The organism is Imperialibacter sp. EC-SDR9 (genome assembly GCF_902498805.1).
Lineage (GTDB): Bacteria > Bacteroidota > Bacteroidia > Cytophagales > Cyclobacteriaceae > Imperialibacter.
Map to the genome: position 1 here is coordinate 101,403 of NZ_LR701586.1, position 25,626 is coordinate 127,028.

Annotated in this window: 20 protein-coding genes and 1 CRISPR repeat array; all 20 genes read left to right on the forward strand. The window is 44.9% G+C overall.

Annotated elements, in window-relative coordinates; all coding sequences use genetic code 11:
* Positions 1–12 precede the first annotated feature (12 nt).
* The 20 genes from GC130_RS14915 to GC130_RS15005 all read left to right on the forward strand — a co-directional run bounded on the left by GC130_RS14915 (position 13) and on the right by GC130_RS15005 (position 25,526).
* Positions 13–4,020: a CheR family methyltransferase gene (locus GC130_RS14915; protein ID WP_151999132.1), complete on the forward strand. Its 4,008-nt coding sequence runs from the start codon at positions 13–15 to the stop codon at positions 4,018–4,020.
* A 172-nt stretch (positions 4,021–4,192) separates the two neighbouring features.
* Positions 4,193–4,552 carry a response regulator gene (locus tag GC130_RS14920; protein WP_151999133.1) on the forward strand — a complete coding sequence of 120 codons (360 nt, stop codon included), beginning with the start codon at positions 4,193–4,195 and terminating at the stop codon, positions 4,550–4,552.
* Positions 4,553–4,554: 2 nt separating this feature from the next.
* The gene (locus GC130_RS14925; RefSeq protein WP_151999134.1) at positions 4,555–5,010 is read left to right on the forward strand and encodes a hypothetical protein; all 456 of its coding nucleotides are present in this window, start codon (positions 4,555–4,557) and stop codon (positions 5,008–5,010) included.
* Positions 5,010–6,422 (forward strand): sensor histidine kinase KdpD, encoded by a 1,413-nt coding sequence (locus GC130_RS14930; protein ID WP_151999135.1) that lies wholly within the window; start codon positions 5,010–5,012, stop codon positions 6,420–6,422. Before GC130_RS14925 ends, GC130_RS14930 begins: the two co-directional genes overlap by 1 nt.
* Positions 6,423–6,633: 211 nt before the next feature.
* Entirely contained in the window at positions 6,634–7,077 is a 444-nt protein-coding gene (tnpA, locus tag GC130_RS14935) for an IS200/IS605 family transposase (protein WP_151999136.1), read from the forward strand.
* A 118-nt stretch (positions 7,078–7,195) separates the two neighbouring features.
* Positions 7,196–7,777 carry a cysteine hydrolase family protein gene (locus GC130_RS14940; protein ID WP_151999137.1) on the forward strand — a complete coding sequence of 194 codons (582 nt, stop codon included), beginning with the start codon at positions 7,196–7,198 and terminating at the stop codon, positions 7,775–7,777.
* Between the two features lie 15 nt (positions 7,778–7,792).
* The gene (locus tag GC130_RS14945) at positions 7,793–8,674 is read left to right on the forward strand and encodes an AraC family transcriptional regulator (protein ID WP_151999138.1); all 882 of its coding nucleotides are present in this window, start codon (positions 7,793–7,795) and stop codon (positions 8,672–8,674) included.
* A gap of 63 nt (positions 8,675–8,737) precedes the next feature.
* Positions 8,738–9,520 (forward strand): MBL fold metallo-hydrolase, encoded by a 783-nt coding sequence (locus GC130_RS14950; RefSeq protein ID WP_151999139.1) that lies wholly within the window; start codon positions 8,738–8,740, stop codon positions 9,518–9,520.
* A gap of 12 nt (positions 9,521–9,532) precedes the next feature.
* Positions 9,533–10,015 carry a RidA family protein gene (locus GC130_RS14955; RefSeq protein WP_151999140.1) on the forward strand — a complete coding sequence of 161 codons (483 nt, stop codon included), beginning with the start codon at positions 9,533–9,535 and terminating at the stop codon, positions 10,013–10,015.
* Positions 10,016–10,059: 44 nt separating this feature from the next.
* Complete coding sequence (locus GC130_RS14960) at positions 10,060–10,491, forward strand: ester cyclase (protein ID WP_151999141.1); 432 nt, start codon at positions 10,060–10,062, stop codon at positions 10,489–10,491.
* Between the two features lie 46 nt (positions 10,492–10,537).
* Positions 10,538–11,164, forward strand: a complete 627-nt coding sequence (locus GC130_RS14965) for a diheme cytochrome c-553 (RefSeq protein WP_151999142.1) — start codon at positions 10,538–10,540, stop codon at positions 11,162–11,164.
* Between the two features lie 82 nt (positions 11,165–11,246).
* Positions 11,247–11,693 (forward strand): hypothetical protein, encoded by a 447-nt coding sequence (locus tag GC130_RS14970; RefSeq protein WP_151999143.1) that lies wholly within the window; start codon positions 11,247–11,249, stop codon positions 11,691–11,693.
* A gap of 66 nt (positions 11,694–11,759) precedes the next feature.
* Entirely contained in the window at positions 11,760–13,127 is a 1,368-nt protein-coding gene (locus tag GC130_RS14975; protein WP_151999144.1) for a T9SS type A sorting domain-containing protein, read from the forward strand.
* 95 nt (positions 13,128–13,222) lie between these two features.
* Positions 13,223–13,798, forward strand: coding sequence for a GrpB family protein (locus tag GC130_RS14980; RefSeq protein WP_201568634.1), 576 nt, complete (start codon positions 13,223–13,225; stop codon positions 13,796–13,798).
* A 1,012-nt stretch (positions 13,799–14,810) separates the two neighbouring features.
* Positions 14,811–15,230 (forward strand): HU family DNA-binding protein, encoded by a 420-nt coding sequence (locus GC130_RS14985; protein ID WP_151999146.1) that lies wholly within the window; start codon positions 14,811–14,813, stop codon positions 15,228–15,230.
* Positions 15,231–15,721: 491 nt separating this feature from the next.
* The gene (gene cas9 / locus GC130_RS14990; protein ID WP_151999147.1) at positions 15,722–21,172 is read left to right on the forward strand and encodes a type II CRISPR RNA-guided endonuclease Cas9; all 5,451 of its coding nucleotides are present in this window, start codon (positions 15,722–15,724) and stop codon (positions 21,170–21,172) included.
* Positions 21,173–21,174: 2 nt separating this feature from the next.
* Entirely contained in the window at positions 21,175–22,074 is a 900-nt protein-coding gene (gene cas1, locus GC130_RS14995; protein ID WP_151999148.1) for a type II CRISPR-associated endonuclease Cas1, read from the forward strand.
* Positions 22,071–22,421, forward strand: coding sequence for a CRISPR-associated endonuclease Cas2 (cas2, locus tag GC130_RS15000; protein ID WP_226940499.1), 351 nt, complete (start codon positions 22,071–22,073; stop codon positions 22,419–22,421). The genes cas1 and cas2 overlap by 4 nt, the downstream gene beginning before the upstream one ends.
* Before the next feature lie 330 nt (positions 22,422–22,751).
* Positions 22,752–23,568: direct repeats of the CRISPR family, unit length 47 nt; unit sequence ACTGTTTCCGATACGTCAAAGATCATTGATTGAAAGCAAATCACAAC.
* Between the two features lie 317 nt (positions 23,569–23,885).
* Positions 23,886–24,041: a hypothetical protein gene (locus GC130_RS28615; RefSeq protein ID WP_193217870.1), complete on the forward strand. Its 156-nt coding sequence runs from the start codon at positions 23,886–23,888 to the stop codon at positions 24,039–24,041.
* A gap of 60 nt (positions 24,042–24,101) precedes the next feature.
* Entirely contained in the window at positions 24,102–25,526 is a 1,425-nt protein-coding gene (locus tag GC130_RS15005; protein ID WP_151999149.1) for a DUF1593 domain-containing protein, read from the forward strand.
* Positions 25,527–25,626: the final 100 nt, after the last annotated feature.

The following is a 25,626-nucleotide window of genomic DNA, read 5'->3' on the forward strand; positions in this document are numbered from 1 at the left end:
ATAGACCCAAGTATGAGTAATTCAACCATTATCAGTAAGGACAAAGACATGTATGTAGTAGGGATTGGCGCCTCAGCCGGCGGCCTTGAGGCCCTGCAGGAGCTTTTCAATAATTTGTCCTCTACCACTGGCATGGCATTCGTTGTCGTTCAGCACCTTTCACCCAACTTTAAAAGCCTGATGGACGAACTATTGAGCAAGCATACCGATATGCCTATCCTTGGTGCCAGGGATAATGCCATTATCCAGCCCAACCATATTTACCTGAACCCAAGTCATAAAAACATCATTGTACAAGACGGCCTCATCCGTTTTCTTCCCAAGGAACCGATGGGTTCGCTAAACTTGCCGATCGATCGGTTTTTTAACTCGCTGGCCGAGGAATACCGGGAAAAAGCGATAGGTGTTATCCTGTCTGGCACCGGAAGCGATGGCAGCTCGGGCATTAAGGTAATCAAAGAAAACGGGGGCATTGTAATTGTGCAGGATCCCGGAGATGCCAAGTTTGATGGCATGCCGAAAGCCGCCATTGCCACAAAAACTCCTGATCTGGTACTGCCGGTAGCCGCCATTGGGCAGAAACTGTCCCGCCTTAACCTCGAGCCTGGTGGGTACGTGAACGATGAGGCGCACGAATTGACCTACAAAGAAATATTTGCAGCCATAAAGCAGGCCACACGACTCGATTTTTCTAACTATAAAATGGGAACGATTAAGCGCCGGATTGAAAAGCGCATGAATATAAATCACTTGAAGAACCTGGCCGATTACCGGGACTACCTTCATAGAAACAAGAACGAAGCGGAATTGCTCGCCAACGAGTTTCTGATAAGGGTAACCAACTTCTTTAGAGATGGCAGCGAGTTCGAATTACTAAAAAATTCTGTGATCCCCTCGATATTTACCAAGGCCAAAAAAGATGAAACCATTAGGGTTTGGGCGGCGGGGTGCTCTACGGGTGATGAGGCATATAGCATTGCCATGCTCATGGAAGAGCATTTGCTGGCATGTAAGCTGGCGATCGATTACAAGATATTTGCTTCTGATATCGACGTGGAGGCACTGGAAATAGCAGGTACAGGTATTTACAGTGAAGTAGCATTGCTCGATGTGCCGAGAGCATATAAAGAACGATACTTCAGAAAAAAGGGTGATGACTACACAATAAAGCAAAGGATCAGGGAAAAGATTGTTTTTGCCCGCCACGACTTGCTGAAGGATCCTCCTTTTATAAATGTAGACCTGATTACCTGTAGAAACCTGCTGATATATCTTAAGTATGAGGTGCAAAAGCAGGTGCTTAACAATTTTTATTTTGCACTGAATGTGAAATCCTTTCTCTTCCTGGGCAAAAGCGAGTCTATTTCAGGGTTTGAAACTGCCTTTGAGCCTGTATCGGAGCATGTAAAGATATTCACCAACGTGCCTGATATTACCCGAAAGAAAAGCAGGGAATACGAATTAAGCAGGCTCACGGGCCCCTCTCTCGATGTAAGTAGGGCGAGCTCCGTTAGTTTCGGTAAGTCAAAGCAGATGGAGTACAACAGGTTCTTCACCTCATCGCTCCTACGAAACTTTGTACCGAGTTGTATTTTCCTCAACAAAGAGTACGACATCCTGTTCATCAATGGCGACGTCAGTAGCTATTTCAATTTCCCCCAGGGTATGCCAAATTTCAATCTTTTGGAGCTACTCGATGACACACAGGCACTTACTTTCAAAGACGGAGTCAGGCAGGCGACGCAAACGGGGAAGTCGGTGTCATACGTGCAAACGAAATTTTATAAGGGCGACAAAAACATATTTGTTGATCTCAAATTTATGCCCTATTTCTGGCCTGAGCAGAACGAATACGTAATACTGGTAGAGTTCAAAAATCAAACTCAGGTAGAAAGTACAGAGCAGGAGGGTACTGAGTTTTCTCCCGATGATTTTCAAACGAGACGGATCATTACCCTGGAGGAAGAGCTCAAAGAAACCCGGGCCAAACTGCAGGCGGCGGTAGAAAAGATGGAAACCGCCAACGAAGAGTTGCAGGCGTCTAACGAAGAGCTGCTCACTTCCAATGAGGAGTTGCAGTCTACCAACGAGGAGTTGCAGTCAGTCAACGAAGAGATTTATACTGTTAACACAGAGCTGTCGCATAAGGTGAGGGAGTTGGCCGACCTCAACGACGACGTGAATAATATGATAGACAGCACTCAGATTGGGGTTGTTTTTCTGGACCACAGTTTGAAAATACGAAAGTTCACTCCGGAAATCACCAAGCTATTCAACCTTGATGAGGCCGATATAGGCAGAGACATTTCCAAATTCACTGCCAATTTTGCTTCGGACACTCTGGTTGCTAACTGCAAGAAGGTGCTCGGCGATGGAAAGGCTACTGAGCGGGAGGTGAGAAACAAGTCGGGTCAATATTACCTGAAGCGGATCACTCCATATTATACGAAAGACGGCCAAATTGACGGCGTGGTCATATCATTTCTAGATGTCGATAAGTTGAAGCGGGCGCAGCGGGCGCAGGAAATTGCCTTTGCCCGATACAAGCAGTTGTTTGATAATATTCAGGATATCGTTTTCATCACCGACGAAAAGGGAGTCGTCGAAGATGTCAACCACGTGGCGCAGGGCTTTACCCGGGAAGAGGTGATTGGCACATCGGTATACGAATACAATGATCAGAAAACAGTCAGGATAATAAGAAAGGGGCTGAAAGAGCTGTTCAAGTCAGCGCAAGCGTTTACCTACCAAACCAGAATTTACAATCAATCCCTGAAAAGGTACAACCATTTCAAAATCTCTGCTATTCCGTTTGTAGTTAACAACAGCGTGGAGCGGGCGGCCTTCATATCAAACAACCTCACGGATCTTATTGAAAAGAATGAGAGGATTGCGGAGCAAAATCACTTGATGGAAACTATACTAAATTCGATAAGGGACAGCGTGGTGGTGACAGACAAAGAGGGTAAGGTCCTTCTGTTTAACCAGGCGTCTTCCAAACTACTCAAAAACGGCATGAAGGATATTGCTTTGGCTGAGTGGTCAACTCACTATCATAGTTTTTATGCCGATCATTCTGAACTGATTCCTGTGTCCGATTTTCCGCTCGCTCGGGCGTTGAGAGGAGAAACTGTGACCGATTTTGTATTTCATCTGCAACACAAAGAGGGTAGCAACGACGGCCTCTACATGGAGGCATTTGCCACGCCACTACGCAACGATAATGGAGATGTCAACGGGGCGGTTGGCGTATTTTCGAATATTACGAAAGAATTCGAAGCAAAAAAGACAATGGAGGGTTTGCTTGAAAAGCAAAAGGAAATAACGGAGCTGAAATCAAAGTTTGTCTCACTTACTTCCCACCAGATGCGTACGCCACTGGCGGCTATTCAGGCAAATGTCGATTTGTTGAGTATGCACTCCGACAAGCTAACGAAGGAAAAATCTGTCAAAATATTTGAGCGGCTTAACACAGAAACAGCCCGATTGAAGTCGCTGATGGACGATGTACTGATCCTTTCCAAAGCTGAAAAGGGCAAAATTGGCGGTGACGTTGAGGATGTGAGAATAGATGAATTGTTAAGGGAAATTATAGGTTCTCACTTTGGGTTCGATGGCTCTTTGCCAGAGATCAAGCTGACCGTGACGGGAGAGCCAATCAGTATAAAGCTGGTAAAGTACCAGGTAGAACATTCCCTTATCAACCTGATTAGCAATGCGATCAAGTACTCGTCAGGTAAAAAGGCACCAGAGGTAAATGTGGTCTTCAAAGCCGATGCAATAAAGGTAACCATAGCAGATAAGGGTATTGGAGTGCCGAAAGACGATCTGCCGTATATATTTGACCCATTTTTCCGGTCGTCGAATGTAGACGGAATACCAGGAACAGGTCTTGGGCTCAGCATCACCAGGGAGTTTCTCAGCTACAATAATGCCATCATCGCCGCAGAGAGTAAGGAAGGCGCTGGAACCACCTTTACTATTGACTTTAAGGTTTTAAGTGGATCTTCAATAAAATAAAGCTGATGGGAAATCTTTTGGCGTAAGAGAAGAAATCTAAAAAGTAAACCGGATCTTATTATAAAACTTATTTGGTGATTTTGATGGTATGCGATGTTAAAACTGCTGATTTACGTAAAGTCAGGTGATATACTTTTATAAACAATAGTATTATTTGCAAATTTTTACTAACATGAGCAAGAGGGTATTAGTAATAGACGACGAGAAAAATATAAGGGATTCTATCAAAGATTATCTTGAATTCTACGATTACGATGTGAAGCTTGCTAACAACGGGAAGGCAGGAGTGGAACTGGCGCTGGAATGGATTCCTGATATAGTGATTAGTGACCTCAAAATGCCCGAACTAACGGGTTTCGGCGTGCTCGAAAAGTTACGAGCAACTGACCGCTTCAGGCTTACTCCTATCTTTATATTGTCGGCCATGACAGATACGGACACGCAAAATCAGTTGAGGAATCTTGGGGCTACGCAGTTTGTGCCTAAACCATTTCGGCTGCCGGAGTTGGTGCAGCTAATTGAGGACTGTTAAGTATGAAAAACTTGTTGGAGTACTTGGTTTTACTGTTGCTTGGCTGCGCACTTTTTGCGTGTAGCGAGGTAAATTTTTCTGAAAGTGACCTTCAGGGTAGCTGGCATATGAAGAGCTATACCTATTTCAAACCAGGGACTGACAAAGTCGACAAAGTGTATGTGCTGAAAGACTCAATAGAACAAATTAAGATATTCAATGGAAACGAGTTTATGTGGATTCGAAAACGACTGAAAATTGGTACTGACGAATTTGGCTTCGGCTCTTACAACGTTGAAGAAAACTCTCTGATTGAATCAGTGTCGCTAACTTCAAAAAGCAGAGATAAATGGGATGTAGAAGTAAAAAACGAGTATTTTTTTCAAATCGAGCTGATCGGTGATGATTACCGGCAGTGTACGGTTGACCTGGAGGGGAATTACATCTATTGCGAAGACTATCAAAGGATAAGCTACTGATGAAGTTAACAATCAAAATTAGGCAATGGCTTAAGGATCCGTTGGTAAAAGTAGCGTTGTCAATCGGCATGCTGTTTGTTTTTGTGGTCTGTACCCTGTATGTCAACCACAGCCAGGTCGATTCACTTAGTAATATCACCCGCCTTGTTGATTACACTGGTAAAATCAGGCACTTGCTTCGGGCTTATGAAAGCGAGATAGGGATTGTGCTGCTGGAAGATTCCCTTAGCATTCCTGCCAAGCAGGAGGCAAGCAGCTATGTGTGCAAAGACTATTACAAAAAATATGTCGGCTTGCTGGCAGTGATTCGGGAGGAGCTGAACAGCCTGCCTATTGGTGAAAAGCTCGAAAAAGAATACATAAAGATCGATGAAGAGGTTAGGAGAATTTTTACTAACAAGAACCCATTTAATGCAGCCGCAACAGAGTTTGAGCCGCTTTTTCTTATCTCTATCGACAAGGCAGTGGATCACGTTAACAGTAATATGGGGGCTATTACCAGCACATATAACGACAGAATGCTGCTTCACGACCGCATAGACAATTTTTTGCTTGTCAGCATTTTTGGACTGTTGTTGTGGTTGTACCAGGCTGTGTTGAGGCCATCATTTAATCAGCTCCGCAAGAGAAACCAGGATCTGACTGACGCCTTACAACTCAACTCAGCCCTTATTTCATTTGCCAGCCACGAGTTCAAAACGCCGCTTACTGTAATGAATTCTAATCTTGAGCTCTCAGAAATGGCCATATATAGAAAAAATTATGAAAAACTTCCGGTTTTACTGTCGAGGATGGAGATGGCCACTGCCAGCATGGGCAGGGTGATTGAGTCATTTCTTTTCCTCGACAGGCGCTTTGTGTTTGACAAAGCTGATCAGAAAAAGGTGAATATCCTGGAGTTTTTTGAGGAGATGAAGATGGAAAGCATCCAGGAATGGGAAGGTGTTCAGGTCAGGCAAAAGCTTAGTGCTGGTGATTTGGAGTGGAGGATAAACACTCAGGGGTATAAGTATGTAGTCGTTAACCTTATAAGTAACGCCTTGAAGTACAGCCAGGGAAAGCCTGCTCCTGTGGTATCACTTTCGGTGAGTAACGACTCGTATATTACCACAGTAAGAGACTACGGCATTGGAATTCCCGCTGACGAAAAAGAGCACATTTTCAAACCCTACAAGCGGATGAGCAATACCAACGGGATCAAGGGCACTGGCCTGGGCCTGTTCATCGTGAAAACGATTATCGAAAAAGTAGGTGGTGCCATTCAGGTGGAATCAACAGTTGGGATGGGAACCTCCATGACTGTCACCTTTCCCAGACTACCTTCGCAAAATGAAAAGGTTCATCATCAACCCGACTTTACTGCAAACCCATTGAAGGTGAGCCAGAAAAAATCTCCTACCGAAGTGAGGTAATTGTCGGAAAGCTCTAAAGCCTCAGGGGCGTAATTACTGACTGAGGCTCATTCCCCTTTTTAGATTTTAGTGGATTGTCCCTCAGCGAGCAGCTTTATGCAAATCGGGCGGTATAAATAAACGTTTTGATTAAACTAGTGTGCGTTTAATCTAAAGAATTCCCCGATGCTTGCATCGGGTGTTGCGATGAGATAGATAACTATCTTTGGTTATGGAAGATAACCATATTAGGAAGAGCCACAATAAAAGTTTGCTGTTGTATCACGTGGTTTGCCCCTCGAAATATAGGCGGGAAGTTTTCACCGCAGAAGTTGAATCTACGTTGAAATTGACTTGCCAGGGGATATCGGAGCGATATGAGATAAACTTTGTGGAGATAGGCTCAGACGAAGACCATGTTCATTTTCTTGTTCAAAGTGTACCAATATATTCACCGAAGAAGGTGGTTCAAACGATAAAGAGTATAACAGCGATACGGATATTTGAACTTCATCCAGAAGTAAAGCGGAAGTTATGGGGCGGCAAGTTTTGGAGAAGTGGCTACTACATCAACACCGTAGGCCAATATGCCAATTCTGATGTAATTAAAGCGTATGTGCAGAACCAAGGGAAGCAATACAAACAAATTCACAGAGGCCAGATGGAACTGTTTTAGATTCGTCTAGCAGTGATACCCCGTCAGCTTGCTGCGGGGTTGTTCATTTCCAGATTCTGGGTTTTAGAAAAACCCGGGGAGGGCCTTGTCCGTAAATTCCATATCAAATAAAGCTAGTATGGAATCACTTTTTGACCAAAAACCTGCACTAATTCTAATAGACATACAAAAGGCCTTTGAAGATATTGCGTACTGGGGTGGGCATCGCAACAATCCAAATGCTGAACAGAATGCGTCGGAGCTGCTTTTTATGTGGAGAATTCACCAGTTACCTGTCTTCCATGTTCGACATTGTTCTGCCAACCCCCGGTCGCCGCTACACTCTTCCAACCCGGGCAATGCTTTTAATGAACTGGTGGAGCCGCTACCTGGAGAGCCTGTGGTAGAAAAAAGTGTCAACAGTGCTTTTATTGGCACCGACCTGCAAAAGCGACTGAATGAAAAAGGTATTGACAGCCTGGTTATTGTGGGGTTGACTACAGACCATTGTGTTTCTACCACAACAAGAATGGCCGGCAACCTGGGCTACAAAACCTATTTGGTGCACGACGCTACAGCCACTTTTAACAAAATCGGACACGACGGAAACGAGTATTCTGCTGGAGTCATTCATGCCACTGCATTAGCAAGTTTGAAAGACGAGTTTGCACAGATTGTTTCAACCGATTCGCTAAAAGCGATGGCACCAATATTGAATTAAATAAAATCAATTCAAATGATCGTTGCTAACCACTGCCCGGATCAGGAAACGCTTACCCGGTTAAGAAATGAAGTGAATAGCGGGGACAATCGAGGGCTGGAATGGCCCAATGTGGTAGTAAACAGCCACTATCAAGCGTTCGAGAAAGAGATACCCGAGAGCTCATTCACTATTTTTTCTGTCAATACCGACGGGCTGGTGACGCTTACCACAAAAGACCGTGATGTCAGGTTTTGCAGAGAGACTATTTGTGTTGTTAACCCCTTTGAGCATTTCAGCTTCTCCATTCGTGATTCGTTGCCTGTGAACATTATGAACGTGCACCTGGGCTTTGATACTTACAATGAGATCCTTTCCAATATCCTCTCGGACGATGAAAAGCTGCTTGACAACCCGACTGGACGCAGAGCACCCTATTTGTTTGACAACCGACTTTTTTTCAACGAGCCTCTGTTTAGAAGTAAGCTACTTAGCTACCAGAGTGACAGCGGCGATGAATACCTTTTGGAACTGATGGATGTGATGGGCGGACTGATTGGCAAAAATAAAAAGTCTGCTATGAGGATTCCGTCGCAAAAAAGTGCCACCCGAGCTGAGCTTTTCAAGAGGGTAGCCATGGGCAGAGATATCATTTTCAGCCAGTATAGTGACCCATCGTTGACGGTAGATGTTCTGAGCAGAGAGGTGTTGATGTCGAAGTTTCATTTTATCCGGGTATTCAGACAGGCCTTTGGGTTTACACCTCACAAACTGCTTCAGCAAGTGAGGGTTAGAAAAGCACTCGAGTATATCGGGAGTGGCGAGATGACCATTGCCGACGTGGCCGACAAAGTTGGTTTTCAGGAGGCTAACTCGCTTTATCCATTGATCAGAGGAAGACGATTTCAGTTTAATTAGCAATTTCGAATAGCTGGCGAGGGTTGGCCTGGTGCTAGTTTTGTGTCAAAAAACAACAAAGACATGGAACTACAGCTTATTCGAAACGCTACCGTCAAGCTGCAATTCGGTGGTGTCACTTTTTTAATTGACCCTTATTTGGGAGGAAAATATAGTCAACCCTCACTGGCGGGTAGGTCCAAAAACCCAACCGTTGATCTTCCCTGTAGCATCAAAGAGATCTTAGAAGGTGTTGATTACATTATTGTCTCTCATCTGCATCCGGATCATTTTGATGACGAGGCACAGCATAATCTCTCCAGACAGGCACCCATTTTTTGCCAGCCTCAAGACCTGGATGCGCTTATGTCAAGTGGTTTTGGAAACGTCAGGGCCATTGATCGGGACTTGGACATTGAGGGGGTGAGCATCACCCGAACAGACTGTCAGCATGGCTCAGGTGAGATTCTGCCGCTGATGGGCGTTGCATCTGGTTTTGTATTCCGGCATTTGGAAGAGAAGACTCTTTACTGGTGTGGCGATACGGTTTGGTACGATGGAGTGCAAGACGTGATTGACAGGCATAAGCCAGAGGTAGTTGTCTGTCATGCGGGAGGAAACGCTTTTGCGCATTCCTACAACGTATTTGGGCCAGCTTTTTCTGGCGATAGTGAGTCTCTGGTTATGGATGCAGGGCAGGTGTTAATGCTTTGTGACTACGCCACGCAAGCGCAGGTGTTGGCTACGCATATAGGAGCTCTGGATCATGACTCCCTCACCAGGGAAGAGCTTCGGAACCGGACGATCACACAAGTGGAAAGAGGGCAGCTTCTTATACCCGGTGACGGACAGAAAATGATTTTTTAACCATAAGATTATATGACCAGCATTGAAAAACAGATCAAAAAATTGGGGCTTGTTCTGCCGAATCCGTCAACGCCGGGTGGCAACTATTCTTCATGCAATACCCGGGGAAACATCGTGTCGGTGGCGATACAGTTCCCGATAAAAAATGAAGAGTTCCTTTACCAGGGGAAGCTGGGCGCCGACCTGGACACCGAGGCTGGCTATCAGGCCATGCACCTGTGCGGGCTCAATGTGTTGTCTCAGATAAACAAGTATTTCGACCTTGAAAATATTGAAGGCCTCAACCATGTCGACATATATTATCGCAGTGCCGACAACTGGGATGATGCCCCAAAGGTAGCGAACGGCGCTTCTGACCTTTTTGTGGAGGTGCTTGGCGAAAAAGGGCAGCATTCCAGAGCCATCATCGGTGTGCATGCCTTGCCACGACAGTTTTCAGTGGGGCTTTCAGCCACCCTGACCTTGCGCAGACGGATTCCATGGATTTTCGCCTGAAAGCGGTTCGATAAATAGGTCGTATCCTTTTTAACTTATTTAAGATGAATACCAATAATAATGTTTTAGATCCCGTTCAACTGTCGCTCTCATTTTTGGAGCGTGTGTGGGGCCCTTCTCATGATCTCGACGCCATCGATGAGTTGATGACCGGGGATTACACCATTACCACTGGCGGCGCTAGTATCAGCGGGCGCAACGAGTTCAAAGAATGGGTGCGAAATTTTCAACAAAGACTGACCGACGCCATCACGGTGAGCCAGGAGACCATCCGAAATGAATCAGGCGACCGGGTGATATCCCGGTGGATCTGTACGGGAAAAAATAATGGGATTTTTGGACTACCGGCCGACGGCCGGGAGGTTGCCTTTACCGGAATTGCTATTTGGCGTGTTCGGGACGACAGGCTCGCTGAGTGCTGGGTGGAGCGCAGTGCGCTCGAACTCTACCAGAAAATCAAACATGATCACTCATGATTTTTAATCCGGTTCCTTTTTTATCACTCTTAATTTATTCATTACAATGAAACACATTTTTAAATTGTCGGAAGAGCTGCTCGAAAAGCTCTCCAGTGTTATGGCTGCCGCACTTTTGATAGTAGGAATGAACGCCTGCCAGCCATCCACTGAAGTGAAGGAACAGCCTCCGTTGACTGGCGAGGCGTTGATCAAAAGAGGTGAATACCTGATCAACGCAGGAGCTTGCGGTGACTGTCATTCGCCCAAGATCATGACAGAAACAGGCCCGATCCCTGACCCCGACAGGCTGCTGTCGGGGCATCCTAAGGACGAAATATTGCCACCCATTGTCAATACCAGCGACTGGATATTGTTTTCTACTGGTGTTACCTCCTTCGTGGGGCCATGGGGGCAGTCATTTGCCGCCAATCTTACGCCCCACGCCACAGGCATTGGCAACTGGACATTTGAGCATTTCAAAACCGCCATCCGAAAAGGTAAATACAAGGGGCTGGAAGGTTCCAGAAACCTCGTTCCTCCTATGCCGTGGCAGTTTTACAGCCACATTTCCGACGACGATTTGTATGCGTTGTTCGCCTACTTGAAGTCGATCAAGCCAGTGGATAACCAGGTACCTGCTTACATCTCTCCGGAAAATTTATCGCTTAACACGGTTCAAAATGCTGAGTAAATGGCTATGGGAGCGCATCCTGGCCGGGGAGACCCGAGGTGGGAGCGCTGCCTTAGTATTGTTAAAGTAAAAAACTTCACTTATGAAAAATTTAGACAGCCTTTGGATGGCCCACGAGCAGCTGCTTGTGACACGACTAAGCGGGGATGCGACAATCGCCGACATTGAAAAATGGAAAACCTCTCTCTATACCGCACTTGATGCGATAAGCCAGGGAACAAAGTTCAAAATTTTGGTCGACTTGTTTGGGTTTACGGCTATCAATGTAGAAGCGCATAAGCGCTTTCGGGAAATTGTGCCCCGCACACTGGCTCAATACGGATGGCGGGTAGGTTACCTGGAGATGTTTGAGGAGGCCAGCGAATTGCGGTTAGGGTTGAAAGGAGGTATTAGATGTACTGCAGCTGCCCATGTTCATCAGGATGCTACCAAAATTGAAAAATACCAAAGTTTGTATGGCACAGGGAGGGAGCAGTTTTTCACCGATCCTTTACAGGCCCGGGAGTGGATCGCCCAACTTGCAGTTTAGGGTTTTTCGAAGGCCCAATGCAACCATTTTTATCACTTTCATGTCTGGTTTTTATTTTCAAAACTGATGAGACTCACAATTTTTTTACTGCTGCTTCCGCTTCTGGTGAAAGCACAGCTCATTGGCGATTTTTGGAAAACCCTTGAGCCCCGCCTCGGAAACAACACCTTCTTTTATTCGCTACAGGTAAATAGTCAGGGAGGTATTTACCTGGGAACAAACAAGGGTATTGTTAGGAGCACCGACGAAGGGCGTTCATGGGCAAGCTTAAATGTGGATCCCATGCCCTTCTTTCACCTCGTTGTATCTGGGGACTCCATTTATGGCGTTTCCGACAGCGGCATCATTTATGTGTCGTTAAACGGCGGAGAGAGTTGGCACAGCAGCCAGCTACAGCAGGTGGATGGTGTAACCGATATCCTGGTGTTGGCTAACGGCGACGTACTGGTGGCCACCGGCTACCTGGAGGTTGCAAATGATGTAGGCTATTTCCGTGGGAACGGACTTTTTAAGTCTGTTGACGACGGGCACACCTGGCGCAAAGTTGAGCTCGGGAGGGCTCAGGATCAGTATATTTCGCACCTCGCACAAGGCTCACTGGGCCGCATTTACGCATCGTTGAATGAGTATACGTCGGCGGACGGTGCTTTGCTGTATTCTGCCGACCACGGAGAAAACTGGCAGCCATTGCCCGATCCTTTGTTCGACTGGGGAGGTGAGGATGGTTTGGGCACGACAAGCATTGTGCAGGTAACCAGTTTGGAGGTTGACCGCCAGGACAATATTCGGATAAGCCTGCTGGGGGCCTCCGGTAGAGTGGCCACTTCTTTGAATCTGAGTAGCAGCTTTCAGGGAGCTGTCAATGGAGAGGAATGGAACCACCACCATTTGGTGTCATTTGGCTATCCTTGGCTTTACCTGGAGTCGCACAATAGCTTCTTCGCCTCCAATGGCGACAGTTATGCCTTCAGGTTTGGTACCTCGCTGAACCTTTCGGGTGTGTCCTATTCAAAGCAAGGGCTAGGTTTCGAGAAGAAACATATTAACCCTTTGGTAATAGATGGCGTAGCCCAGTTCAATTACTGTGTTTTTGCTGAGAGTCCAACCGGACGAGTCTATTTGATTCAGCAACTGGATCGTACACTGTATTACACTGATGAGTCTGTCAAACAGCCCGTGCTGGGTGTTGACAAAGGCACTGCCATAGCCATCTACCCAAACCCTGCCAGCCAATATGTAAGTGTGAGGTTGGCGCCCTCCGTGACTCAGGTGCAAATCGATATCTTTTCGTCCGATGGCTGCCAGGTTTACAACGGCACTTTTACCACCGGGGGCCAGACTGAGGTGCCGCTAAATGGTGTATTGCCCGGCATTTATTTCGTGACAGTGGCTACCGACCGCTGGAAGGAGACGCACAGGTTGGTGGTTGAGTAACCCGAAAAAGCAAATAGCCCAATAAGTAGCGGGAGGGCTTATCTAGCCGAAAATGGGAGTTCAATTTTTCATAATTTTTGATTGTTCGGACAGGTTTGAAAGTTGAAGGTATATACATAGGCATCGTTGAATACTGCGAAAACTGGAAAAGAGGATTCGAAGATGAAAGAGAACTGATGGTCACCACTTTTCGGAGTCAGATTAAAGCCATTGAACATATTGGCAGCACTGCTATTCCCGGCCAGTGTGCAAAGCCGGTAATTGATATTTTTGTGGCCGTTTCGCCATTTCGCAAAATTTCCTTTTACGATCGGAAGCTTTTTGCACTTAGTTATCGCAAAACCCCAACGGATATTGCCGGCCGACATCTGTTTGCCAGGTATACCAGTGAGAACACCTGGACGCATAATTTGCACATATTGCCATGGGACGTTGAATTCTATTCACGGAACGAAATACTATTCAGAGACTATTTGAGAAGGAGACCGGACATGGTAGTCAGGTACAATGATTTGAAAAAACTGTTAGTGCTCAGGAATTTCTCTTCACTGGAGGAGTATACAAAGGCGAAAACTCAATTTATTCAGGAGATTGTGGATTTAGCCAGAATTGAAAAAGGACTCCCGAGGCAGAATGTATGGACAATGGAGTACTTCGAAGACGAAAAATAATCCCGTAGCAATTTAGGCTTTCGGTGACTTTTGCTTTCCCTGTTGGTAATGCCCCAGCTCTTTCCTCACATACCAGGCTATCCGTTGCTATCTCTCAAGCAAAGAGCCCGACGGGGCCAACCAGAAAGACTGCCGATACACCACCGCCTCCACAATAACCACATTGAACCAAAATCAGGATATTTTATCGGGGCAAAGTGAGAGATTCCGATGGCGTTGCAGCGTCCTCCATGAATTCACTGTTACCATCACCTTGCGGATCGTTCCCCACTGAAGCCTCCTCTCACCTCCACCCAAGCCTGAGCCGATTCCCTTTCAAGCTTGTGTCGGCTGTGGCTGAAGCTTCGACCTTTTCCTGCTCAAGCTTGTATCGTTAACGGTGCTAGCTTGTTCCGTTTACAGTGGAAGCTTCAACCGGATCCGACTGAAGCTTCAACCAGAACTCATTGAAGCTTCAACGGGAGCTCATTGAAGCTTCGACAAGAGTCCGTTGAAGCTTCAACTGAAAGCGCTCACTTTTTTCTAAGGGAAAGAGGGTGATTTATCACGTATTTAGGAAGTTGATTGTAATAAAATGCCTGTTTTCGTTATCATGAAATTATGCAAATATTGAAGGACAGCTTATGGTGACTTTAGAGCAGCTTTCGATGCATGACTTAAGATGGATGCAAAAATTCGGGTATGCAAATACAATCGATTGAAATGTAAAAAATGTGCTTTATTGAGATGTGTTTTAAACGACGAAACTCCAAAATGGTTTACCTTTATAAGGCGTTTCTTTATCAATTAGGATAAAAAAACTAAATGAGAAAAATAATAGAATTTTTTCCTAATAATTGGAGTGAGTAGGGGTATTTTGGCACTAATATTGAAAAGAGAATTACTGTACGAAATGAACTGAATATTCCCTCTCACAAAGCTTCGTTCAAGGCGCCAGACAGGTTTTCCAAAGTTGGTTTTTCGTCATAAGTACACCTTAAATCATTTATTCACATTTTAACAATTTTCAATCATGTCTATTTTGTATAAAACCATCCGCAAAGCCGAGCCGGGAGTGGCAGGCGGCGGTCAGTACAAGTTCTACGCAGGTATCGTAAGAGAGCGGGAAGCCACTCTCCGGGAAATGGTGAAGGAGATTTCTTCCAGAAGCACCGTTACCACCGCTGATGCCTTTGCTGTTATCGAAAACTTTTTGGAGCTGGTGCCCAAGTTTCTGCGCAACGGTCGCAATGTGAACCTTGGGCAGCTGGGTCGTTTCAAAGTGAATTTGAAAAGCAAAGGGCACGAGCTACCTGGTGAAGTAAGTAACTATAGCATTCTTGGTAGCAAGGTGTCTTTTACCCCTAGCCTGGAAATGAAGGAGGAGCTTATGACCATCAGGTACACCAAGGCGGCCGGCCATGAGCAGGACTTTGAAGAGGAGGCTGAATGATACGTGTCCTTGAGGCTAAGGTCCTAACCTAGAATCCCGCAGCGATCTGCGGGATTTTTTTATGTGGGTTGGTAGTGAAGGCTGCAGCTTCTGAAGCTGCCGTTAATTCTGAAAATAATTTACAAAGGAAATTTGCTAGGTTTTAATCGAATTGTTCTCTAAATTTTCACTGGCCAGCCATATTTTTTTAATTATTCCCTGTGAACCTTTCTAAGTGAAGTATTTTTTCTGCCGACAAATGGCAGAAACTTCTTATTGTATTTGAGAAATTTTAGGAATTGAGGTGAAAAAATGCCCAGCATTGTAAGGTGAGGCGGCTTAGATATTTTGTCCACAAGTTGTTGATTTCAAAAGGTGTTCATGAAACATCCAAAAAAAAGCGAGGTACTCCGAAGAGCCCCCGCTTTGAATGTTTTCACAACGGAATAATCCTTATTGTGATTTGCTTTCAGATAGTAAAACTAGAAATAATACCGAATAAGTAAAGACATATGAAAAAGATTTTAGGGCTAGATTTGGGGACAAACTCGATTGGATGGGCACTGATTGAAATTAACCATGAAAATGGCATAGTGAAAATCATAGGCCTAGGGTCTCGCATATTGCCGATGGATGCCGGAGAAATCGGCGATTTTGAAACAAGTGGAAAGATAAAAAGTGCAGCAGCAGCCCGAACCGAAAAAAGAGGTCCGAGGCGTTTGAATGAACGCTACTTACTCAGAAGAGATCGATTACATCTCGTACTTAATTTACTTGATACACTCCCCCGGCATTACAAACTAGAAATTGATTTCACAAACGGAAAGGGTGAAAAGTGTGGCCAGTTTAAAACAAACAGGGAGCCAAAAATCGCATACTCACCAAAAAAATACGGAAAAAAGGCCGAATTCCTTTTCATGGACGCTTACGAAGAAATGCTTGCAGATATTAATGATACGGGTGTTAGAAATGAAAAGAGGAAACGCATTCCTTATGATTGGACGCTTTATTATTTGCGCCAGAAAGCTTTATCCAAAGAAATTACTTTAGAAGAGTTGGCTTGGGTATTACTCAGCTACAACCAAAAACGGGGGTACGAAAAGTTGGATATTGAGGACAATTCAGAAAAAGACAATGAAATAATAGAAGAACTGGATCTAGCGGTAAAAGAGGTAAACCCAAAGATTGACAAGGAAGGCCATGACGTTTTCGAAATACAACTTGAAGGAAATGACTCATTCATTTACAGTGAAGATTCACATAAGAAAATGTCCTTCAAGGGCGATATAAAAGAGGTTCTGAAAATTTCCCAAGTTAATGAAACAGGGGAAACCGATGTAAAGAAAACAAAGTTTACCATCACTGACATATATGAACTGGAAATAGAAAACGTCCAGTACGAAAAGACCAATTATAAGAATCCACACAAATATTCTTTTCACTTTACTAATGGGTGGATCCACTCCACGGAAAAGAAGAATTATACCAGCCAATTTAACAAGGTAAAAGGAAGGGTATTTGACTACATCGTTACATCCGTCTTTGACTACCAGGGAAATTTCAAAGAGCGCTCATTCAAAACACCTGATTATAGTTCTGAAACGAGCAAAGACTGGACACTACTCAAAAAGAAAACCGAAAAAGAGGCTTTAAAATTCAATAGTGACCAGGGGTACAAGGACGAAGAAGGGAACACAAAAAACTACATTTCCCCCAAGATATACAGCATCTTGAAGAATGATGCCCGAATAGGATACCGTACCAAGATCATCGGAGGTATGTTCCAGGTGGTCGAGCGGAAGTTTTATCGTGAGGAACTGAAGCAAATTATAGCAACACAAAGAGAATTTCACAACAGCCTGAAAGATGCCGCACTCTTTGAAAAATGTGTAAGAACACTTTATCCAAAAAACGAATCCCACGCCAAAAACCTCCTAGGCAACAAGGATACGATTGAGCACCTATTGGTAGAAGACATCCTGCTGTATCAACGCCCTCTCAAAACCAAGAAATCAGAAATAGCAGACTGCAAGTATGAAATCAGGCATTGGAAGGAATTGCGTGACAAAAAAACAGGCAATCCGATTGAAGTAGTTGATAAGGAAACCGGGGAGATTACTATTAGCAAGGAAGCTGTTTATCACAAAGCTGTTTCAGCATCCCACCCCTACTTTCAAGAATTCAGGATTTGGGACAAACTCCACAATTTGAGATTAATTCAACTAGAGTGTGAAACTGATGGCAAACTTTCAACTAACGTGGATATGACTGGAAAGTATTTTGATATGGAAGCATATCAAGCACTTTTCTTCAAGATGAACAATCAGAAATCACTTGACCGAAAGCAGTTCCTTTCCTTCTGTAAGTCCAGATTTAAGATAAAAGACATTGAAAATTACGTCTGGAACTTCCCAGAGGGCGAAGAACTAAAGGGCAATGAAACAAGGGTGAGTTTCGCTACCAGATTTAAGAGATGTGGCTTTACCGAATATGTCGAGTTCCTGACCCGGGAAAAAGAAATTGAGCTATGGCATTACCTCTACTCGGTGAACTACAAAGAGCGTAAGGAAAATGACAATAAAAGTATCCAAACATTCTTCAACCGCTTTTTAAACGACAGTGGTATTTCTGACGAAATCAAGGGGCAGATTATCGATGACTTTACTAACTATCCAAAGTTCGCTTCGAGGTACTGTGCCTATTCTGAGAAGGCTTTGAAAAAGCTGCTTCCCTTCTTGAGAATGGGAGAAAATCGGTTTACAGGGAAGTTTGACCTTTCAACATACAAGGCCGATTTGGAAAGCATCAGCCATGATAAATCCAGGATTTCGTCCTTCATAGCCAGTTCAAAGAAAGTAGGAAAAGAAGCAGAAGATAAGAAACAAGGCCTTTATGATGCTCTGTGGAAACATTCTATCAACGAACGGATAGACGAGATACTCAACAGGCTAAGCAAGATTGATTTTGAAGCGGATGAAATTGATTACACCATAGCAATAACCAACCAAGGAGATTCCAAAAGGGGTACGCTACCTTATCCAAAAGGCTTGTTCAAGGCTTTCAGAGAGTTTAAGGAAGCTACAGACTTCACCTCTCTCGACCTGACAAAAACGTCTTACTTGGTTTATGGGCGTCATTCGGAATTGGCCCAGGCCATACAGTGGAAATCTCCCGAAGATATTAGAACGCAATTGCATCAGGAGCTAAAGCAACACTCCTTGAATAACCCGGTTGCAGAAAAAGTAATTCTGGAAATGATGCAGGTAGTGGCTGATATCTGGGAGCATAAAGAATTAGGAGATAGTCAGCCTAATTACTTTAGTGAAATCCATGTTGAGGTCGGACGAGAGCTAAAGAAATCTGTAAAAGAAAAAGAAGCTGAAACAAACAGACAAAAAGGGAACAAGACTCAAAATAGAAGAATCCGGCAAGTCTTGGAGGAGTTTTTAGCTAGCAGTCAGTACCGAGCAAATCCCAAGAACTCTGATCATTTTGAAAGGTTGAAGATTGTAGAAGATGCCGTCTTGAATCAACATCAGTACAAGAAAAAAGCCGAACGTGATGATATTGACAGCCTTCTAAAAGCACCGATCACAAAAGAAACTTTTGATAAGTACAAATTGTGGATAGAGCAAGGTTATAGATCACCCTACACTAATCTACCAATTAGGCTCACGGACTTATTTGATGGCGACAAATACAATATTGATCATGTATTCCCCCAAGCATCCATCACCAATGATTCACTCAGCAACAAGGTGGTCTGTGAAAGAGAAGTAAACAAATTGAAAAGCGACCAAACAGGACGTGAATTCGTCAATCACCCTAAAGAACGTGAACAATACTGTGTTGCACATGGCAAGAAGGTTAAAATAGTCGATGACCATACCTATGTGAGCATCGTAACGTCACAGTTTTCCGGCAGTAAGAGATACATCTTACTATCAAAAGAAATACCCAAAGGATTTACGAATAGCCAGCTAAACAACGCCCGCCATATTGCCCGGAAAGCAATGGAACTTTTAAGCCATATTGTTCGGGAGGAAGGAGAGGTTGAGTTCCTTTCTAAGAATGTATTACCCGTAACAGGCGCAGTAACAGGAAAACTGAAAGAAGCATGGAGATTGGACCAGGTCTGGAAAGAGGTTGTTGCGCCACGATTCATCAGGATGAATGATTTAACAAAATCAAGTCTATTCGGGCAGGAAAGAGTATCAAAATCCGGACATAAATATTTTGACTGCAATTTGGACAAAAGCATTCGTGAAAAAGACGAATCGTATGACATCAAGCGCATTGACCATCGACACCATGCACTGGATGCGCTGATAGTCGCTCTATGTACAAGAGATCACGTCAACTACATCAACAACATCAATGCAGGGGTCAAGTCTGTCGACTTTGGCAAACAACGACAAATAGAAAAATACAGACAGACACTGAAAAGAAAACTCATGTCTTCAAAAAAGGAAGACGGAAAGGATGACAAGGATTGGCACTATATGCTTCCTGGAGAAATCAGACAACAGGACGCTGAGAAGTTTACAAGAGATACAGTGATGGCCAAATCTTATTTCCACAAAGACTCGGATTCAAAAGGTGACTATAAAGCAATGGTATTAGATGCCCTACAGCATACGGTTGTAACCTTTAAACAAAGCCAACGGGTCATCAATAAAACTGTGAATCGATATAACAATACCCCCAACAAAAAGGAATTTGTTAAGCAAGAAGGGAAATATAACTGGGCAATCCGAAGGAGTTTGGGAAAAGACACCTTCTACGGAAAAATGTTAATAGATGGAGAAGAAAAAATAGTAATTCGAAAAAGTTTAGACACTTCTTTTAATAGTGATAAGATCAAGACTATTTCTGATGCAGTAGGGCAAACAAAAGCGATCTTGACGAACCATCTAAAGCAATTCGATACCGTCGAACTCCCATTCGAGGAAGCTATTTCTCATTACGATGCACTTTTAGAAAAAGAGGAATTCGAAGCAATCACAAAAAGTGAAGACAATTATATCAAAGATATGAATGAACTCATTGAGTACTTAAGGACCAATAAATACAGGTTTGACAAAACGGATTACTCCAAACTCAATGTCTTTGTTAATAAAGTGCCAGAAATAGATTTTACGAAAGAGATAACAGCAGAAGGAAAAAACAAGTACAAAGTTGAGGAGCATCCGGAAATAGCCTTTGCTCCTGAAATGATTGAAGAGATGAACAAGCCGGAAACTCTTAAAAAGCTAAATGGAGGCAAAAATCATACTCCGATCAGAAAGGTGCGAATTTCTAGAGGATTTGGAAATCAAAGAGCTTTAAATGAAGAAGACAAAGAGTCCGTCAAGTCAAAACAATATGTAGTAAATGATGCTGGTTCCAATCTCTACCTTGGTTTTTATGAAAGAGTTTACAGAGATGACGATGGAAATGAAGTGAAAGAAAGAAGGTTCAAAGACATTGGTTTAATGGATTTGATTAGGGTACTTAAAGAAGATAAAAATAATCGCCATAACCCTAATGATGAACGTTTATTTGACGATGGTAAGAACGTATTCGACAGAATTTTCACTCTTTCGCCACTGGATTTGGTTTATGTGCCTACTGAAGAGGAAATTAAAAATCCTTCAACAGTACGACTCAATAACCTTTCAACAGAACAATTGCAACGTGTTTACAAATATGTAGATGGAGGTGGTGGAATCGCAAACTTTATCCCTTATTCAGTTGCCAAACCAATATGGAGGTTCCATGACGATAAAAAGAAAAACGCCATTTATAAAGAACTTAGTGAGAAAGGAGTGCTTAATATCCCTGAAAAAGATATGATAAAAGATGAGTTCGGATTTGGAAGTCAACAAACGAAAAATCAGAATATGATTGATGGTGCAACTCAAATCAAAAAAATCTGCTGGAAAATTCGTGCGGATAGGTTGGGAAATGTTTCAAAGGCATAACCATGATCAAACGCACCCTCTACTTCGGTAACCCGGCCTACCTGAAAAAGCAGCAGGATCAGCTGGTGGTGGACTTCAAGGACGAAGTGAGGCCCTCTGCTTCGGTGCCTATTGAAGACATTGGCCTGGTGGTGCTCGACCATCAGCAGGTGAGCCTTACCCATGGCCTGGCCAATGCGCTGATCAGCAACAATGCCGCCCTGCTGTTTTGCGACGAACGCCACCTGCCCAACGGCCTCGTGCTGCCCATGAGCGCTAACAGCCTGTTTACAGAAAAGCTCAGGGCCCAGCTCGATGCCAGCGCTCCCCTGAAAAAACAGCTGTGGAAGCAAACAGCGCAGGCCAAAATCCGCAACCAGGCCGCCGTGCTCACTGAGCTGGGCTTGCCCACCGACAATATGCAGCGCTGGGCCGAGCAGGTGGGCAGTGGCGACCCTGTGAACCTCGAAGGCCGGGCAGCGGCATGGTACTGGAAAAATTTGTTTGAGCACGTAGACCATTTTACCCGCCATCGCTACGGAGAGCCGCCCAACAACATGCTCAACTATGGCTATGCCATTTTGAGGGCCGTAGTAGCCCGCAGCCTGGTAGGCAGTGGGTGCCTGCCGGCCATGGGCATCCACCACCGCAACAAGTACAATGCCTTTTGCCTGGCCGACGATATTATGGAGCCCTACCGCCCCTATGTGGACAGGCTGGTGCTAGACATGGTGCATACCATGGAAGACTTGCCCGAGGAGCTGGGCAAGGAAGAAAAGGCCAGGTTGCTGGCGGTGCCAACGCTCGACGTGCACCTCGACGGCATGAAAAGCCCCCTCATGGTGGCCATGCAACGCACCACGGCCAGCCTGATGGCTTGTTACGAAGGAGAAAGCCGAACACTTGCCTATCCGCAAATGTGAGTCGCTCGGCAGCCACCGAGCGACTCAACCAATACCGCATCATGTGGGTTTTTGTATTTTTCGACTTGCCGACCGACACCAAAAAGGACAGGTACCACTACACCCAGTTCAGAAAGAATTTACAAAAAGACGGCTTCAGCATGATGCAGTACTCCATTTATGTGCGCCACTGCAACAGCCGGGAAAACGCCGATGTGCACATCAAGCGGGTGAAGCGTTTTTTGCCACCCAAAGGGGAGGTGATTGTGTTTACCCTTACCGACAAGCAATTTGGTATGATGGAGTTTTTTATTGGACCGGAAATGAAAGACCGGCCCGACACCCCCCAGCAGCTTGAGCTGTTTTGAACGGTTTTTTAGTGACTGCCATTCATGATGGCGATTCTATTGATGCCATATTCGCCGGTTGTGAGCATACCTGTGAAGCACCTCCCCGCCATCCTCTACTGCTAACCTACTAGACGCCGTCATGCCTGCGCATGCCCCTGGCTCGAACAGGGGCAGGCAGGCATCTCTCAACAGCAAACTGGAGCCTGAAAACAAAAAATCCCAGCCCCATTCAGGAGCCAGGATTTGGAAAGTATCGGTAAACTGCCAGTCTACAGCACAAGTTGATCAGTTTTTTGATCCTGCATATCGGTGTAACACACTGAATACCAATCATTAACGGTAGGGTATACTGTTTCCGATACGTCAAAGATCATTGATTGAAAGCAAATCACAACCGATCTTCCCATGAAGCATGAGTGATGCGAACTGTTTCCGATACGTCAAAGATCATTGATTGAAAGCAAATCACAACTAGCATCTATATCAATCTTAATGAAGAAAGACTGTTTCCGATACGTCAAAGATCATTGATTGAAAGCAAATCACAACTACATCGCTCAATCAACCAACCATGGAAAGACTGTTTCCGATACGTCAAAGATCATTGATTGAAAGCAAATCACAACTGAGCGAGTCGCTCACAGGCACATGGGTGGACTGTTTCCGATACGTCAAAGATCATTGATTGAAAGCAAATCACAACCGAGATTGGAGAATACATTTCCATCAAAAGACTGTTTCCGATACGTCAAAGATCATTGATTGAAAGCAAATCACAACTGTTTTTTAAACGATTCCAATGAGGCACCTACTGTTTCCGATACGTCAAAGATCATTGATTGAAAGCAAATCACAACCAGAAGATGATTCCGAACAATCAGAGGAAGACTGTTTCCGATACGTCAAAGATCATTGATTGAAAGCAAATCACAACCCGCACAGATGCGGGTTTGCATTTTATCGCACTGTTTCCGATACGTCAAAGATCATTGATTGAAAGCAAATCACAACTTGGCCAGAGAGAGGTTCCCCTCTGGCCTCACTGTTTCCGATACGTCAAAGATCATTGATTGAAAGCAAATCACAACGTGGACAGCAACAACAAGCTGTACTTCGACACTGTTTCCGATACGTCAAAGATCATTGATTGAAAGCAAATCACAACCCAGGCTATTATTAACCGGTCGGTTTGTAAACTGTTTCCGATACGTCAAAGATCATTGATTGAAAGCAAATCACAACCAATGCTGCCGCTAAAGGCGGCCGCCGGTGACTGTTTCCGATACGTCAAAGATCATTGATTGAAAGCAAATCACAACGAAGTCTCACCCACAGTCTTACAACCTATTACTGTTTCCGATACGTCAAAGATCAAAGGCTGCCCGCCCGGGATTGAAAGCAAATCACAACTGTCTTTGTTTTCGAAGAAAAACGGGTAGGACTGTTTCCGATACGTCAAAGATCAAAGGCTGCCCGCCCGGGATGAAAGCAAATCACAACACTGTAGGTGATGAGTGGGAATTCTACACTACTGTTTCCGATACGTCAAAGATCAATAGGCTGCCCACCAGGGATGAAAGCAAATCACAACTGGTTGTAGGGAAGGCTAAAGTCATGTTTAATTACAAATACGGGTAGTTTTGCTTTGAAACCGGGATTAAATTTAGGTCTTTGTCTATTGATTAAACTACGCTCACCATGAAGAATTTTCTTGTCCCCTTTTTTTTGATGCTAAGCACCAGCCTAGTGTTCAGTCAGCCAGTGCAAAAACATCGGGTAGTTATCCTGTCCGATATTGAGGCAGAACCCGACGATATCGAATCTTTCGCTCGCCTGGTGTTGTACTCGAATGTGATAGACATCAAGGGAATGGTAGCCACCACCTCCATTTGGAAGAAAACGAGCGTAGCCCCGGAGTCAATTCGGAAAGTGATCAGGGCCTACGGCAAGGTTCAGCCTAACCTTTTGAAGCACGAAGCTGGGTTTCCGGAAGCCGAAGATTTGCTGGCGACAGTAAAGCAAGGGCCGCCGGTATATGGCATGTTGGGAGTGGGCGATGGAAAGGACTCAGAAGGGTCGGATTGGATTATCAAAGTGCTTGAAGAAAAGGACGACCGCCCTTTGTGGGTAACAGCCTGGGGAGGCGTGAACACGCTGGCCCAGGCCCTGCACAAGATTCAGAAAACCAAGTCGCCCGCAGAAGCAAAGCGACTCATCGCCAAGCTGCGGGTTTACACCATATCGGACCAGGATGACAGTGGCATTTGGATCAGGAATAACTTCCCCAGCCTGTTTTACATTGTTAGTCCCGGCGACCACTACGGCAGCGCCACATGGAGTGCCATCAACAACGTTATTAAAGGCATAGACAATGAAAAAATAAGCAACCCATGGATAGCTGAAAACATTCAGCAAGGCCATGGCCCCGTGGGCGTGGAATATCCGGACGTGGCCTGGGGCATGGAAGGCGACACACCGTCGTTCCTGGGTTTGATACCTAACGGGCTCAATGAGCCGGAGCATCCGGAATGGGGTGGCTGGGGTGGCCGCTACGAACTCTACAAGCCAGATATTGCTACGCTAAAAAAGGGGAGCTCAGGTGTTCCGTTTGAGCCTGAAACCAGGCCTATATGGACGGATACAAAGGATAGTTATACTCCGTACGTGCCCAGTCTGTACGGACGCACAGTTCGCAGAGATACGGTTTCTTTCAATAACAACAAGGCCACGTTGTTTCGCTGGAGAGACGACTTTCAGAATGACTTTGCTGCCCGAATGGACTGGTGCACTATGTCGTATGAAGAAGCTAACCACCCGCCAACGCCAGTGCTGGAGCATGCCGACCGGTTGACTGTGAAGTCAGGAGAAGGTTTTGGCCTGGATGCCTTCAGCTCTACCGACCCCGATGGAGACAATCTGAGCTTTCTGTGGTTTCACTACCCGGAGGCAGGCAGCTATAAGAAGCAAATAGATATCTCTGCTGAAAACGTGCATGGTGTGTATGTGAAGGCGCCGGTCGTCGACAAGGAAGAAACACTACATTTCATCCTAAAACTGTCAGACAAGGGGAGTCCGGTATTAACAAGATACAAAAGAGTGATTGTGACTGTTGTGCCAAAGTAGCGGAGGCTCCGGGGTCATCAGTTCCTTTGTGCTGCCGGCATGTTTGCGAGCCGGGCAAGATGCCTGAGATGGACATTTGAAGGATTCCTTTCGCTGTGAA